Annotated in this window: 17 protein-coding genes and 1 tRNA gene; 14 read left to right on the plus strand and 4 right to left on the minus strand. The window is 53.8% G+C overall.

The window, feature by feature from the left end:
- Positions 1-28 precede the first annotated feature (28 nt).
- The 3 genes from JNX03_RS16185 to JNX03_RS16195 form a co-directional block, all read right to left on the minus strand.
- Positions 29-778: an SDR family oxidoreductase gene (locus tag JNX03_RS16185; protein WP_203210027.1), complete on the minus strand. Its 750-nt coding sequence runs from the start codon at positions 776-778 to the stop codon at positions 29-31.
- 631 nt (positions 779-1,409) lie between these two features.
- Positions 1,410-1,835 (minus strand): SRPBCC family protein, encoded by a 426-nt coding sequence (locus tag JNX03_RS16190; RefSeq protein WP_203210028.1) that lies wholly within the window; start codon positions 1,833-1,835, stop codon positions 1,410-1,412.
- Between the two features lie 121 nt (positions 1,836-1,956).
- The gene (locus tag JNX03_RS16195) at positions 1,957-2,127 is read right to left on the minus strand and encodes a glutathione S-transferase (protein ID WP_203210029.1); all 171 of its coding nucleotides are present in this window, start codon (positions 2,125-2,127) and stop codon (positions 1,957-1,959) included.
- A 405-nt stretch (positions 2,128-2,532) separates the two neighbouring features.
- Between JNX03_RS16195 and JNX03_RS16200 the strand changes: the two genes are divergently transcribed.
- The 10 genes from JNX03_RS16200 (at position 2,533) to JNX03_RS16245 (ending at position 10,593) form a co-directional block, all read left to right on the plus strand.
- Complete coding sequence (locus tag JNX03_RS16200; RefSeq protein ID WP_203210030.1) at positions 2,533-3,333, plus strand: alpha/beta fold hydrolase; 801 nt, start codon at positions 2,533-2,535, stop codon at positions 3,331-3,333.
- Between the two features lie 4 nt (positions 3,334-3,337).
- Positions 3,338-4,687, plus strand: coding sequence for an HWE histidine kinase domain-containing protein (locus tag JNX03_RS16205; RefSeq protein WP_203210031.1), 1,350 nt, complete (start codon positions 3,338-3,340; stop codon positions 4,685-4,687).
- Positions 4,688-5,051: 364 nt separating this feature from the next.
- Positions 5,052-6,245: a tyrosine-type recombinase/integrase gene (locus JNX03_RS16210; protein ID WP_203210032.1), complete on the plus strand. Its 1,194-nt coding sequence runs from the start codon at positions 5,052-5,054 to the stop codon at positions 6,243-6,245.
- Between the two features lie 37 nt (positions 6,246-6,282).
- A complete protein-coding gene (locus JNX03_RS16215) occupies positions 6,283-6,888 on the plus strand; it encodes a hypothetical protein (RefSeq protein ID WP_203240812.1) in 606 nt (201 codons plus the stop codon).
- A 74-nt stretch (positions 6,889-6,962) separates the two neighbouring features.
- Positions 6,963-7,133: a helix-turn-helix transcriptional regulator gene (locus tag JNX03_RS16220; protein WP_203210034.1), complete on the plus strand. Its 171-nt coding sequence runs from the start codon at positions 6,963-6,965 to the stop codon at positions 7,131-7,133.
- Positions 7,134-7,246: 113 nt separating this feature from the next.
- The gene (locus JNX03_RS16225) at positions 7,247-7,534 is read left to right on the plus strand and encodes a helix-turn-helix domain-containing protein (RefSeq protein WP_203210035.1); all 288 of its coding nucleotides are present in this window, start codon (positions 7,247-7,249) and stop codon (positions 7,532-7,534) included.
- Positions 7,535-7,627: 93 nt separating this feature from the next.
- Positions 7,628-7,798, plus strand: coding sequence for a hypothetical protein (locus JNX03_RS16230; protein WP_203210036.1), 171 nt, complete (start codon positions 7,628-7,630; stop codon positions 7,796-7,798).
- Entirely contained in the window at positions 7,795-8,259 is a 465-nt protein-coding gene (locus JNX03_RS16235) for a hypothetical protein (RefSeq protein WP_203210037.1), read from the plus strand. Before JNX03_RS16230 ends, JNX03_RS16235 begins: the two co-directional genes overlap by 4 nt.
- Positions 8,260-8,352: 93 nt before the next feature.
- Positions 8,353-8,883 carry a hypothetical protein gene (locus JNX03_RS16240; RefSeq protein WP_203210038.1) on the plus strand — a complete coding sequence of 177 codons (531 nt, stop codon included), beginning with the start codon at positions 8,353-8,355 and terminating at the stop codon, positions 8,881-8,883.
- A 516-nt stretch (positions 8,884-9,399) separates the two neighbouring features.
- Positions 9,400-10,593 (plus strand): Fic family protein, encoded by a 1,194-nt coding sequence (locus tag JNX03_RS16245; RefSeq protein ID WP_203240813.1) that lies wholly within the window; start codon positions 9,400-9,402, stop codon positions 10,591-10,593.
- A gap of 125 nt (positions 10,594-10,718) precedes the next feature.
- Here JNX03_RS16245 and JNX03_RS16250 read toward each other — a convergent pair.
- Positions 10,719-10,793: transfer RNA gene (locus JNX03_RS16250), tRNA-Thr, on the minus strand.
- Between the two features lie 83 nt (positions 10,794-10,876).
- Here JNX03_RS16250 and JNX03_RS16255 point away from each other — a divergent pair.
- The 4 genes from JNX03_RS16255 (at position 10,877) to JNX03_RS16270 (ending at position 14,675) form a co-directional block, all read left to right on the plus strand.
- The gene (locus JNX03_RS16255; protein WP_203210040.1) at positions 10,877-11,062 is read left to right on the plus strand and encodes a hypothetical protein; all 186 of its coding nucleotides are present in this window, start codon (positions 10,877-10,879) and stop codon (positions 11,060-11,062) included.
- A gap of 1 nt (position 11,063) precedes the next feature.
- Entirely contained in the window at positions 11,064-12,332 is a 1,269-nt protein-coding gene (murA, locus tag JNX03_RS16260; protein ID WP_203210041.1) for a UDP-N-acetylglucosamine 1-carboxyvinyltransferase, read from the plus strand.
- Positions 12,332-12,802, plus strand: a complete 471-nt coding sequence (locus JNX03_RS16265) for a DUF2948 family protein (protein WP_203210042.1) — start codon at positions 12,332-12,334, stop codon at positions 12,800-12,802. The genes murA and JNX03_RS16265 overlap by 1 nt, the downstream gene beginning before the upstream one ends.
- Before the next feature lie 142 nt (positions 12,803-12,944).
- Complete coding sequence (locus JNX03_RS16270) at positions 12,945-14,675, plus strand: DUF4214 domain-containing protein (RefSeq protein ID WP_203240814.1); 1,731 nt, start codon at positions 12,945-12,947, stop codon at positions 14,673-14,675.
- Positions 14,676-14,779 lie beyond the last annotated feature (104 nt).

A 14,779-nucleotide genomic window follows, 5' to 3' on the forward strand; every position in this document is an offset into this window, starting at 1 on the left:
CCGGCTCCAGTTCGGGGGTGATGTCCAATCAATAGGTCGCGCGTCCACCGGTCATGTCAAAGACTGCAGCGGTCGAATAGGAGCAACGGTCGGAGGCGAGGAACAGGGTCATGTCAGCGATCTCGTCGACCGTCCCCATCCGTCCCATCGGGATTTTCGACAGCATGTAATCAATCTGAGCCTCCGTCACGTCCTTGAGCATCTCGGTTTCGATTACCGCCGGCGTGATGGCATTGACGGTGATGCCTGTCGTCGCAAGTTCCTTGCCCAGACTCTTGGTCAGTGCGATCACGCCTGCCTTTGACGCCGAATAGGCGCTGGCGTTGGGGTTGCCTTCCTTTCCTGCAACCGAGGCGATGTTGACAATCCGGCCCGAGCCGGCCGCGCGCATGTACGGGACGGCGGCGCGGCAGCAATGGAAGGTACCGTTCAGATTTACCTGCATGACCCGCGCCCACTCCGATGGAGGGAAGGCTTCGACCAGCGTGTTTGGCCCGGCAATCCCTGCGGAGTTGACAAGGGTATCGAGACCATTCATGTCGTCGGCCGCCTTGTCCATAGCGACCTGAACCGCGTCCGGATCAGCGACATCAACAGTCATAGCACGCACGCTGCCGGCAATGCGCGAAACGGCTTCATTCAGCGCCTCTTGCGAAATATCCCAAAGACAAACCTCGCCGCCCTGTTCGGCAAAACGTTTCGCTATGGCAAAGCCCATCCCTCGCGCTGCACCAGTGACGACTGCGCGGCGTCCTTCAAATCCGGGCTTGGGGGTCATGTTGTGATTTCCTTTCAGTTCTCGTTGCCATTGCGTCCAGTTAAAACGGCTGCTCTGGCGTCTTGCGGCTCCGGATAAATCCATCACGACACGCAAGAATATTGGTTCATTAAGTGAACCGTAAATTGAAACTTTCGGCACGTCAATCTTACATCGTCGACATAGCTGGAAAGCACTATAATAAGAATATTTTGGGAAATAGAAGCAAAACCTGGCTAAGGAACTATTGCGGGCTTCGTTCAGGCTTTGATGGAGTGTGTCGGTTTGGATCTGTTGATGAACCAATATTCGAACCGCCCAAATATGCCCAAGTTGCTGTCAATGCCAAACCTCCGTCCCTTGCACACAACGGAATCGTCAGTTGACAGACAAAGAGCCATAGCCGTTTTGCGCGCCACTCAGACCTGTCCACGGGACGATTGGCGCTGTCTCACAGCTTTTCGGGAACTGCTGCATTGCTTTTGGATTGGCCTCTAGAGCCGCCACAATTGTCACGCCACCGAGGCGAATTTGATATCGACGGTGTAAAGTTTGCGATGTTCTTGCGCGAGTGAAATGAATTGACTTCCGACCAACCTCTGATGTCTTGGCGGGACTGGCGGAGGAGACGTGCAGTCGATAAATTTTTGGCCTAGAGATGTGCTTCGCACCAAGATTTCAAGCCAGCACTCTCTTGCTTCAATGCGAGCCTGATGGGCAGGTAAAGCAATGGTGCCAGAAAAGGTGCCAGACGACCATTGAGCCGTAATGAAATCGAGCTTTCAGCACCTCGAGCGGACTTCCGGACAATGTGAGCCGCCTCCATTTGCAAGCCGCTCCCACCGCTCTGCCATGCAAACTGATGCCCTTCATCAAAGCGGATAACCCGCCAAAGCTTCGCCCGCTGTCCAGGCTGCTTCACTCTGGTTACACTTTCCAACCCGAACGGACCGGAATCGATCCTTTCAACCGAAGTAACCGTCGGCGTCCATTGCGGCCAGTTCTCTACGTCCGTAACAGCAGACCAGACAGATGCCGGATCGCTTTGAATTTCAATGGTATCTTTTATTGTGTACATTCGACGTCTCAAAAGTAACAGAACGGATCAGAATGCGCTGAGGCGCCCCTGGTTTTCTCAACACCTCCCCCATTGGCTTGAGCTATAGGTCTGCGATAAAACCGAGCCGTTTCAGATTCAATCATATCGACTGTTCGAACAGCTGGACCGCCTTTTCAAACTTGTCCCGGCAGCCGGGGTTACAGAAGCCGACGACCTCGCCTTTGTAGATTGTCAGTGAATCCGCGGAAACTGGATCACCTGACCAAGGGCATCTATCGTTGCGACAATCTTCCAATTTCAGTTCTGCCATGGGTTCATTCCTCGTGGTTTCGACGCAAGCAGAGTTACCACATCAGAAACTCATGTGTCAGCGTCGTATCCTGGACAAACTGAAGGCAAAATCAGACACCTGCCGGCATCGCCATTCAGCCGCTGGCCGCCTAGCCTTGCATGTAGGCACGGGCTACGATCACGGCAGTTCAAAAAACTAAATTTGCTTTCAATGTTGAAAGGCAGAGTGATTGGTTGAACGCCCAGACTATAGAGTGGCTGAAAGTCTTTCAGTTGAGGAAATCAGGTGGAAAATTGCGGGCATTGGTGCGCCTTGTTTCGGGGCGCACATGGTCGTTTGTTCTTGAGCTTATCCAGGGGTAAGCTGCCCTGTCTTTCGGGAAGTTATCATATACTGTGCGCGGGAATCACTGGTGCGAATGCAATGTCCTTTTTGAAGAACCACAATGTCACTCAGTCTTCTGATGGGGGGCGAACCATAGTCTTTGTTCATGGCTACGGCTGTGACCAGAACATGTGGCGCTACGTTGTTCCACTGCTTTTCGGGACGGGCAAGATTGTACTCTATGATCTCATGGGGATGGGAAAATCAGACGCCGCCAACTACGATTTTGACAGATATCAAAGCTTGACGGGCCATGCTGAGGATTTGGTCGGAATTCTTGATGAACTAGATGCTGTTGACGCGGTACTTGTCGGGCACTCTGTGGGGGGAACAATTGCCGCTCTGGCCGCGCAAATGGTCCCTGACCGGATCAAGGCCTTGGCACTTATTGCTCCCTCTCCATGCTTTATCAATGATGCAGATTATGTGGGAGGGTTTGATCTGGAGACCATTGAAGGTCTGATCGACCTCATGGAGCAGAATTTTCTGGGTTGGACCTCTCAACTCGTGCCCACCATCACCGGACAAAAGGCGGATGGTCTGGCCTCTACCGAGTTGGCTGAAAGCTTTTGCCGCGCGAATCCAAAGATTTCAAAGCACTTTGGTAGGGTAACTTTTTTGGCAGACCACAGAGAGGATATGAGCAAGATCCATTGCCAAACCCTTATCGTGCAATGTTCTGACGATGCACTCGCGCCGCTGAACGTAGGTAATTGGTTGGCTTCGGCGATCCCGTCAAGTGAGTTGAAGGTCGTAGATGCGACAGGCCATTGCCCTCACATGACTGAACCAGCAAAAACTGCCGACCTTCTGGCGGAGTTTTTGGAAGCACTGAAGTGAAGTGATGGCAAAGAGTATCCTGAGTGATGACTTAATTCATGAGGCCCCATGCGCTTTCTTGGTAACGGATCTGAGAGGTACAGTGTCCTATGCGAACAAGACCCTCTCCGATTGGTTGGGCTGGGAGCTGGGCGATCTGGTTTCTGTTTCAAAGTTACACAGCCTTTTTGATCCGGCCAGCAGACTTTATTTTGAGACACAGATTTTCCCGAAAATTCTGCTTGATGGGCAGGTGAAGGCAATTTCCTGTTCCCTTCAAGCGAAAGACAGCAATTCCGTTATCCCGGTGCTCCTAAATGCGAAGCTTAGAAAACTCGCGGACCAAAACGCTGGAGAAATACACTTCGCTTTGTTTGATGCTTCCGAGCGGACAAGTTTTGAAAGGCAGTTGCTTGAAGCCAAGTCAGAAGCGGAGGAATTGGCCGCGATCGTTCGACATTCTCCTGACGGTATTCTGAGGTGCGATAGTTCGGGCCTGCCTAGACGCATGAACCCGGCTGCAGTGATGATGATGGGCTTGGAGAGTGCTGAACCACCTCAAAAAAAGGTGAGTGACCTTATTGAGATGACAGGGGAACGCAAAGACTGGTTTGACTATGCGCTGAACCGGCTGAGCGAAAATGCAGGACATGTTCGGTTTGAGACTTCTGACGACAGAGGTCGTTTTTTTGAAATCTCGGTTGCCCAGATTGATCAAACAGAAAACCCTTACGCGTCAAATGAGTATTCGATCATTTTGACTGATATAAGCGGTCGGGTTAAGGTGCAAAACCGCCTCAACTTGTTGGTCGAAGAACTGAATCACAGGGTTCGCAATATTTTCGCAAACGTGAGCGGCCTGGTGCGATTGTCTTTGCGTGGCGACAAGTTAAAAACAGATCGAGAAAAGCTGCTTGGTCGGTTGGATAGCCTATCAAACTCCCACAACCTGGTGACTGCCAATCTATGGAAGCCGACAGAGCTATCGGAATTGATAGTTCCGGTGATAGCACAGGCCAGCGATAATCAGCAGATCAGTTTCGATGGCCCTGACGTTAAGGTTGGTTCGAACCAGTTCAAGGCATTGTCGATGGCGTTCCACGAGCTAACAACCAACGCAAGGAAATACGGCGCATTGTCGGTATCGGGTGGCCAAGTTGAAATAACATGGTCACTTTCCGGCAATGACAATCGCAATCTGCACATTCGCTGGTGCGAGCGAGGTGGCCCGCCGGTGGTGACACCCCAAAGAACCGGCTTTGGAACTATCATGCTTAAGCAAATGCTAAGCGCAGAGTTTGATGGTGATATATCCATGAACTATGCCCGTGACGGTCTTGAGTTTGATTGCACAGGTCGATTGAGATCTGACTAACCAAATTGAAAGCAACGGCAACAAGCCTACAAGACCAGAGCCTCACCACCTCTTGCCAATGATTTGCGTTTCTGGAGTGAACGGCTGAAAAACGCGCAAAACCCAAAGAAGCAACCGATGTGTCATCGATTGGATGGGGTAAAGGCGGACCAATAGCGAGAGCCTAACGGCAGCTATTTGATAACGCTAGATTAATCGGGGTTCCATGGTGCTGCTGGAGGGCATTGTAAGCCTATATATTGGGGCACCACGGCATATCGCCCAAAGCAAATATTCCATATTTTATTGAATTTTCTTGCCCCAAGGTGTTTCGCCATGCCCCACAGCATACTATATGTTGAGGGTGGACCTGAGGGTGGACCAAATGGCAAGAGCATTGAACAAGCTATCGGCACAGGCTGTCAAAGCGGCTGAACCCGGCAAATATTCAGATGGTGGTGGCCTTTGGTTCGCACGGGCCAAGGATGGCAATGCCAAGTGGTTCTTGCGGGTCGTAGTGCATGGTCGGCGGCGTGAAATGGGTTTGGGTGCATATCCTGCCGTATCGCTTAAGGAGGCACGGCTGGAGGCGGACAAGTGGCGGGCCGTTGTCCGCGAAGGGCATGACCCAATCAAGGTGCGGGATAAACAACGCCGGGATAGTGAGCGCAACATGCACCTATTGCAGGACGTGGCGCTGGATGCCTTTGAAAGCCGCAAGGCTGAACTGAAAGGCGATGGCATGGCAGGGCGCTGGTTCTCACCTTTGGAAAACCATGTGCTGCCTAAGCTGGGCAAGGTTCCCGTATCAGAGATTGACCAGCGCGATATACGCGACACCCTTGCCCCGATCTGGCATGACAAGGCGCATACAGCCAAAAAGGCCATGAATCGGCTGGGCATTTGCCTGCGCCATGCCGCCGCGCTGGGCTTGGATGTGGATCTGCAAGCAACAGATAAGGCCAAGGCACTTTTGGGCCAGCAACGCCACAAGACACAGAACACCCCGGCGCTGCATTGGCAGGATGTGCCTGCCTTCTATCAATCGCTGAACAAAGGCACGACAACGGAACTGGCGCTGCGCCTGCTTATCCTGACCGCGCTGCGTTCAAAGCCCGTGCGCTTCATGCACCTTGACCAGATCGAAGGCGATGTTTGGACGGTGCCAGCGGACTTGATGAAAGGGCGCAAAGGCACAACCACTGACTTCCGGGTGCCGCTGTCCACAGAAGCCAAGGCGGTGATTGAACAGGCCAGACCCTTTGCACGCGATGGCTTCCTTTTTCCCGGCGTCAGGCGTGGTGTTATCTCGGATGCAACCATGTCCAAATACATGCATCGGCGCGGCATGATTGAAACCCCGCACGGGTTCCGGTCCTCCTTTCGGGATTGGGTGGCAGAGACGACCAATACACCCCATGACGTGGCCGAAACCTGCTTGGGACATGTTGTCGGCGGCAAGGTTGAGCGGGCGTACAGGCGCACGGATTTTCTAGAGCAAAGGCGAGCGCTGATGGAACGGTGGAGCAAGAAACTAAAGCAGCCTGTTGTATCAAACCTAATTGTTCTTGATGGCTAATAACCCCCTTCCAGAACCACTAAGTAATGACCAATGGATGCAAAGGTTGGAGTCCTTAGATTTGCAGTCTTCTCCGGCTAATTTTGATCAACTGGTTGAGCTTGCACGAACATCCTCGGCGCTCCGAATCGCATTTGATTCTGACTGGCAAATCAATATGAACCGAAGTGGTAAGGTTGCATTCTTTAGGCAAGAACTTTTCTTGCTTCACGGCATTGAACCGTATTTTTCAGAAGAAACGGAGGATTGGTCAACCCATCACACCTTGGCGGAAATACTAAAAGAAAGTCTTTCCGATCCGGACGTTTGGGATGCGTTGTCGGCGGTGGTTTCAGAGATTGTGCGAGATAACTTGCCCCTACTGCCTGAGACTAGAGAGTGGGCAAGTGGCACTATCGCTGGCACAATCAGTAGGCCAGCCGTTGGTCGAGGTCCGCACCCACTTAAGTACAGCGCACGCAATTCGATGGTGGTCTTTTTTCTGTCCCACCTTGAGAAATATGGTGTGCCCATCACCGAAAATGAAGCCACGCACAAAAACCAAAGCGCCTGTGATGCGATTTCGGAGGGGTTGGGCAACCATTTCGCAGTTCCGTCACCAAAGACACTGATGAACATTTGGTCAAACCGTTCCCAGAATTGAAAGAGTATCTCCGGGTATGACTGAGTAGGCACCTGCTGTCACATAGGATTCATCGCAACCTATGGAGCACATCAATGCGCTATCTTTCATTTAAGGACCTGCAAGCCAAACTCGGCAACCGTGGCCGCACTACCATCTACCGCGATGTAGATCTGGGCCGTCTGCCCAAGCCCACTAAAATCGGGTCTCGTCTATACTGGAATGAGGTCGATGTTGATGCAGCGATTGCATCCTTTGCGGGTTAAGACCCGTCCCACCCTGCGCACAAGCGCTGAGCATTTGGGACGGGAATATATCCGGCAAGATACGTCCTATACCTACGCCCAGCGCCGCGCTTTTTCAATCGAAAGGATTGAAGATGCCACAGGCACACTTTTACTCAAAACCCACCAGCGTCTACTGGACGTGCAAAGCGCTCACAGAAGGGCGCACTATCTCCCAACTGACCCAAATTCAGAACGTGAAAGGCTGGCGTTTGGGGGCTATCATTCACCGCCTGCGCTGGGAGTATGGCTGGCCGATCAAGACGGAATACTCCAGCCCCGGCCAAATCGCTCTTTACAGCCTTGCGCCAGACACAGACCGCAGCAAGTTGCGCTTTCCCAAATCCGCCAAGGCGCTGGGCGCAAAGGAGGGCGAGGTATGAACCGCCATCAGATTGCCCGCCTACGCCGCCGTTTTGGATTGACCGAAACCCAAGCCCGTTTGGTGGCCTTCTTGCACTATGGAGGGCCGCGCCATGGCTGAACGCTTCAAACTCGCCAACCAAGGCGGGACTTGGCACGTCATGGCCCGCAAGGGCGCTGGAGCGGCCACAGAGGCGCTCTGGTTGTCCTTGGGGGGCTGTCCCGACCAGATCGTCGCAACCCGCGTCTATCTGGCCCTCAAGGCAAGGGAGGCGCTCAAATGAGCCGCAAGCCATACAAGGGTAAGAAAAAGGGGGCTGGGCGTTTCGTCCAGCTTCCTGAGTGGCTTCAAGCGTCAGAGGCATGGGCTACCCTCAAACCCGGTCCAAGGGCGCTCTATGTGGAGCTGAAGCGGCGTTACACCGGATCGAACAATGGGCGAATTGCCCTAAGCCATCGTGAGGCCGCACAACTGTTAAACGTGAGCCGCAATACTCCGGGGGCGTGGTTCAAGGAACTTGAGAGACGCGGGTTTATCCGCATGACGCAAGGCCATCATCTTGGGCCATCCGGTATCGGGCAATCATCGCGCTGGGCGCTGGAGGAAGTGCCAACGGACAACATGAAAACCGCGCCAAAGTCTTTCATGGCGTGGCGGGAAAAAAAGAACCCCCGCACAAAAACCGTGCCATCGCGTCACAATGGTTGTGACACCAAAGGTCAGTTGAGGGTGGTTGGGGGGTAAAGCGTCACAATAACCGTGACAGGAAAGAGCAATTTGCTCATTCGGGCGTCACAAAAATCAGGACATTTATACATCTAGCCATAGGCAGCGACCATGACCAAAGAACCAAATATCGAACTCAGCTCTTTCGGAGTCAGCCTGAAAGGAACGCCAGAAGCCGGGCACCATGTCCACCTTGCAAAGGAGGACACACTTGAAAACCTGTTCCAAACAGATCTGCCGGAAATGGCAAACGGACTGCTGTCTCATTGCCTCAAGGTTCTCAAGGCCAATGAGGCAAGTGACGACTTTGCCGGAAACGATGAACGCGCCTTCATGCTGGCCGCAATCAAAGAACTTGCGCCTCGGGATGCCGTGGAACGGATGTTGGCGGTTCAGATGGCCGCAACCCATGTGGCCATGGTCAGGGCGGGGCGTTGGTTGGCGTCAGCGGACACGGTTGAAAAGGCAACGGCGTATAACTCCAGCTATACCAAACTGGCCCGCACCTACACGGCTCAGATGGAGGCGCTGCGAAAACATCGCAACGGAGGCAAGCAGACTGTCACAGTTCAGCATGTTAACGTAGAGGGCGGCGGGCAAGCCATTGTGGGCAACGTCCAGACGGGGGAGGGGCGTTCATGAAAAGTGACGCCAACCCCATGCAAAGGGCACACCAAGCGCCGCGATGCGCCGCCCACTCAAAACGGACTGGCCTTCTATGCAAAAATCCTGCCGTTCGCGGCTGGCGCGTCTGTAGGATGCACGGAGCGGGAGGTGGTCACCCGGCAGGAATGCATCATCCAGCATGGCGACATGGGCTAAGGTCCGGTCACGTCATCGCTCTGAGGCAGCTCGTAAAGCAGTTGCAGCGCGGCAAGGGCGCTTGAGTGGACTGACAGAGGGCGTGGTTTCGAGCTAGCCCCTCTTTTCCCATCACCCACCCACACGGAGTATCCCCCTGCGCTGGGCTGCTATCGGCTTCTTGGTTGCTTTGTTTCCGGCCCGACGTATGTGGCTATCAATAATCACATGCATTTGTAGAAAAATGTGCTATTCTGATAGACAAGAATCTTAAAAAATGTGGACTTTAGGTTCACAATTTTTTAACTAACAATATGATGTTAATATATAAAAAATAGACATACGAAGGGAGAGAAAATGTCGGCGAAGAGGGAATACTTGAGGACACACCCGTGGCTCACCTTCACCATGGATGTCACTCGGCTGCCGCATCAGTCTTGGATGGACTTAGGCGAGATAATCTCAAAAGCAAAGCATGTAGCCAATGCGCCGATCGACCCGGACCATGCTACTAAGATGTACAACATTTTCTTAGCTAAAGGGGCTGCTGCAACCACTGCGATTGAAGGTAATACGCTTACTGAAGAGGATGTGCTTAAGCAGGTTGAAGGCGGTTTAAAGCTGCCTGATTCCCAAGAGTATCTCCAAAAAGAAACGCAGAATATCATTGATGCGTGCAACGGGTTTGTCGAAGATTTGAGGCATTCAAACCCGGCTGACTGCGAGGTCACAGTAGACTTCATTAGATCGCTAAATTTGAAAGCTCTGGAGGGCTTGGATTTGGAGGATGGCGTCGTTCCTGGCGAAATCCGTCGGCACAGCGTGGTGGTTGCCGGGTATCGCGGGGCCCCAAACGAAGACTGCTACTATCTACTCGAGCGGATGTGTGAAGTGGTAGAAGAGATGCTTTGCTCTGACAATGATGAGCAGTCCAAGTTTATGAAGGCTATTTTCGCGGCGCTTTTTTCGCACGTTTACATAGCGCTCATCCACCCGTTTGGGGATGGTAATGGGCGGACGTCGAGGCTTCTAGAGGTTTATATTTTGCTTCGTGCGGGGTTTCCAATGCCGACCTGCCAGTTGCTCAGCAATCATTACAACAAAACGCGAACCGAGTACTACCGGAAGCTCGACGCCATTTCAAAGAAGGGCGAGCTGATGGAGTTTAACTCCTACGCATTGCAGGGCTTCGTTGACGGTTTAAGGGAGCAGGTCGAGCAAATTCAGTTGGAGCAGGTAAGAGTCACTTGGGTCAACTATGTTCATGCTGAATTCGCAGACAAAACTACAGAGGCCGCCAAGCGACAACGAAATCTTGCGTTGGCGATAAGCCGATCCAATGAGCTCAGAAGAATTCAAGATGTATTGGCCGCTGATCTGGAGATGGGTCGTACCTATGCGCAACTCGCGGTCAAGACGCTGACCCGCGATATCAATGTGCTTGTAGATATGGAGCTTATTCGGCGAACTCCTCGCAAAAGGGTGAGGCCAAACATTGAAAAAATTACCTCATTCTTACCTTGGAAGAACGACGTCGACGATGAGGCGTAGTCAACTGGGCGCTCTTAGCCAACCTCAAGGGCTACAAGCGCGCGGTGAAAGGTGGCCTAAAGGGTGGTCTGGTAAAATGAGGAAGAATCTATCTCATTGATTATAATGCGAATTTAGTAGGTAAATGGTGCTGCTGGAGAGAATCGAACTCTCGACCTCTCCCTTACCAAGGGAGTGCTCTACCTCTGAGCTACAGCAGCATCGTGGCGGGTGATTAGCTGCAAAATAATATTGGTGCAACCCCAATCTGGACGCCTTTGTGCGCCTGCGTTAGACAAGCGTCATGGCAAAGGCTCCCGCAGATCAAAAACCGGTAAAACAGGCGCAAATCCGCGAGGATCGGTTGAAGGCCGCGCTTAAGGCCAATATGGGGCGGCGCAAAGCTCAGGCGCGGGCGCGCAAGATACAAGATGAGACCGCGCCAGATACAGGCAACGGGCCGGATGGCTCCGAACAGGAAAGCAGATAACATGGATTCAATTCTGGTCAGAGGCGGCGGCAAACTCAGTGGGCAGATCCCGATTGCAGGGGCCAAAAACGCCTGTCTGGCATTGATGCCTGCGACCTTGCTGTCTGATGAGCCTTTGACGCTGACCAATGCGCCTCGGCTCAGCGATATCCGCACCATGACAGAGCTGCTCAGCTCGCTTGGAGCTGAGGTCACCTCGCTGCAAGAGGGCAAAGTTCTGGCGATGGCGAGCCATGGGCCGATCAACACCCGCGCCGAATATGACATTGTCCGCAAGATGCGGGCATCCAATCTGGTGCTTGGACCGCTGTTGGCGCGTGAAGGCCATGCAGAAGTGTCCTTGCCAGGCGGCTGTGCCATCGGCGCACGGCCTATGGACATCCATACGGATGGTTTGGCCAAGATGGGCGCCGAGATCGATCTGCGCGATGGCTATCTGCACGCCAAGGCGGATGGTGGCAAACTTAAGGGCGCGGTGATCGACTTTCCGTTTGCCTCGGTCGGCGCCACGGAAAACATCATGATGGCGGCCACGCTGGCCAAGGGCACAACAGTGATCAACAACGCCGCCCGCGAGCCAGAGATTGTGGATCTGGCCAATTGCTTGCGGGCGATGGGCGCTGAGATTGACGGCGACGGCACGTCAACCGTGACCATCCAAGGGGTGGACCGCTTGCATGGTGCCACGCACCGTGTGGTCACGGACCGGATTGAGCTGGGCACCTATATGCTGGCCCCTGCGATCTGCGGCGGCGAGGTGGAGCTATTGGGCGGGCGCATCGACCTGCTGGCGGCCTTCTGCGAAAAGTTGGATGCGGCTGGTATCTCTGTCAGCGAAACCGAAAACGGGCTGAGCGTTACTCGCCGTGAGGATCATATCCGGGCGGTCAACGTGACGACCGAACCTTTCCCCGGATTTCCCACCGATTTGCAGGCACAGATGATGGCCCTGCTGTGCACGGCTGACGGCACATCGGTTTTGGAAGAGAAAATCTTTGAGAACCGGTTTATGCATGCCCCCGAACTGATCCGCATGGGCGCAGATATCGAGGTGCACGGCGGCACGGCGACGGTCAAAGGTGTGGCCAAACTGAAAGGCGCACCGGTGATGGCGACGGATCTGCGGGCCTCTGTGTCTTTGATCCTTGCGGGAATGGCCGCCGAAGGGGAAACAACCGTCAGCCGCGTTTACCATCTTGATCGCGGCTATGAGCATGTGGTGGCCAAACTGCGCGGCGTGGGTGCGGATATTGAACGGATCAAAAGCTGATGAGCATGGACGCCCGATTTGAGGATGGCCGCGAGGCACCGTTGAACCTTGGTGCGCTGGATGGGGCGGATCTTGAGGTGATCTCGTCACTGGCGCAAGACGCGGTGTTTCCGGCCTCCGAGATGACCTGGGACAGCAAGGGCAGACGTTTTGCCTTGCTGCTGAACCGGGTGCGTTGGGAAGACGACGGCAAAACCCGTCATGCCCCGGAACGGGTGCAGTCGGTGCTGCTGTTCTCAAACGTGCAATCGGTCGCCAGTCAAGGCGTGCCAAAAGGCGATGCCGATGTGATTCTGTCCCTGCTGACCATCACGTTCGAAGAGGCGGACGCGCCTTCGGGCCATGTTTTGCTGACCCTTGCGGGGGATGGTGCGATCCGACTTGCGGTTGAGGCGCTGGAGGTCACGCTCAAGGACGTGACGCGCCCCTATGTCGCTCCGTCAAAGAAGCTTCCCGACCATCCAGAGTGATTAAACCCGGATGGGTGAGGTGCCCAATCGCCCTTTTAAGGTGTTTCAGCCGAATTAAATTCAGTTCCTGATTGTGGGCATGAGCCATTGCTGTACAGTGGACCAAACACTGTAGAACTTCAGCACTAAATGGCTTTTGATTATGGCAAATGTACACATTGACGGTCCCCAGGTCCTTTTGGACGGGACCACCCTCAACGGGCTGCCACATTTCGGGCGGACAAACTACTTTTTGGCCCAAAGTGTAGAGATCGGCGGAAAGACTTTTTCAATCTCTTACCGCAGCTTCTCTTTTTCCGAGACGATGCTCATTATCGAATTGGGAGACACCCTGCGCACAGAGATCAGCGGGAATTTTCAGTACAGTGAAGACGGTCAGCTTTCTGGAACAATCACTGGCGCGCGCACCGTGTATCAGCCGTCAGAGTTGATTACGAATGACGATCAACACGTGGTTCCTGCCCCCCCCGAGACATGGATCGAGATCACCGGGGCGAGCGTTTCAATTCCCGCGCAACAACCGAACGACGGATTGTTGGACCTTGAGGGCAACGTCATCGGTTCCGACCATGGCGCCATCCTCTGGGATGAACTCATCCTTGGCGGTGATGATGACATTACTGTCAGTGCAAGTTGGCAGAGCGATGAACCTCCGGTCATTCACGGGTATGGTGGCGATGATGTGATCCGGGAGGAAGATCCTTGGACAATATATCATCTTGATGGCACCTTCGGCGATGACCAAGTGACTGCGCCGCAAGAAAACGCATCCCCCGAATTGGACGAACCCATCATTGGCGACCTGATCGTTTGGGACTTTCCAAAACCAAATGACGCCGTTTTCCATGGCGACGCAGGCAACGACCACATTACAGCGGCTGAGGGCAATGACACGTTGTTTGGTGGTGACGGCGACGACACGCTTGTCGCTTATAGGGGAGAAAATCGGCTCATCGGGGGCGCTGGCGACGACAGCCTTTCCGGAGGAGATGGCGAGACAGCAGTCTTTGCGGGGGAGAGTGACGAATTTGCAATTTCCGTTTTTGTGTCTTCCGAACCAGACCACATAGCGAACATATCGGATCAAAACTCCTTCGCAATAATTGCCGATCCCGACATTTTGCCCTACCAACCTCAGCCAACGATCCTTGTTGCAGACCGTGTATTGAATAGAGAGGGCAACGATACCCTCAACGGGATCGATTTTCTGGAATTTTCGAACGCCACAATCGACACTGATGTGCTGTTGTCGGCGCTTGAACTGAGCGTGAACCAAGCCCGCGAAATCACCGCGCATTACCTCGCGGTTCTTGATCGCGCACCGGACGCGCAAGGGCTGTATTTCTGGGGCAGCAAGATCGCCGAAGGGATGAGCATGGACGACCTTGCCGGGCATCTCTCAACCTCTCAAGAGATTGCGGATCAATACGAGGATCTGTCTCTGAGCGTGAGCGAGTTGCAGGCGATTGCGCAATCCGTCCTGAACCGCAGTTTGGATCCGCGCGGATTGGAATTCTGGTCTCGGATGGCCGAAGAAGGCAAGGTTGATCGCAGCAACTTTGTATTGGAACTGATCAAAGGCGCAGTGCCACGGTACGATCCAAAAGACACCCCCGAAGAAACCGCCCAACGGGCGCTGGATCATGCCTATCTGGACAGCAAGATTGACCTGGGGCTGTACTATTCAGCCGTCAAAGGGATGAGCAATCTGGACAATGCCGATGCGATTTTTGCCGGTCTGGATGGTAGCGATGACAGCGTAGACGCAGCCAAAGCGATGATCGACGATCTTCACAGCGATGCCATGGAAGCAAACAGTGGCGAAATGATCATCACCATGGTCGGGATCGCGGGCGATCTTTTTGACGGATAAATAGGGGAGGGCGCGGCAATGCATCCGCTTGAGCCGCCAAACCATTCCCGTTAAGCAGCAGCCAACCCCATTGCGCCCAGCCCCCCGGTCAGGTGCGCCCCTGT

The organism is Sulfitobacter mediterraneus (assembly GCF_016801775.1).
Classification (GTDB): Bacteria; Pseudomonadota; Alphaproteobacteria; order Rhodobacterales; family Rhodobacteraceae; genus Sulfitobacter; species Sulfitobacter mediterraneus_A.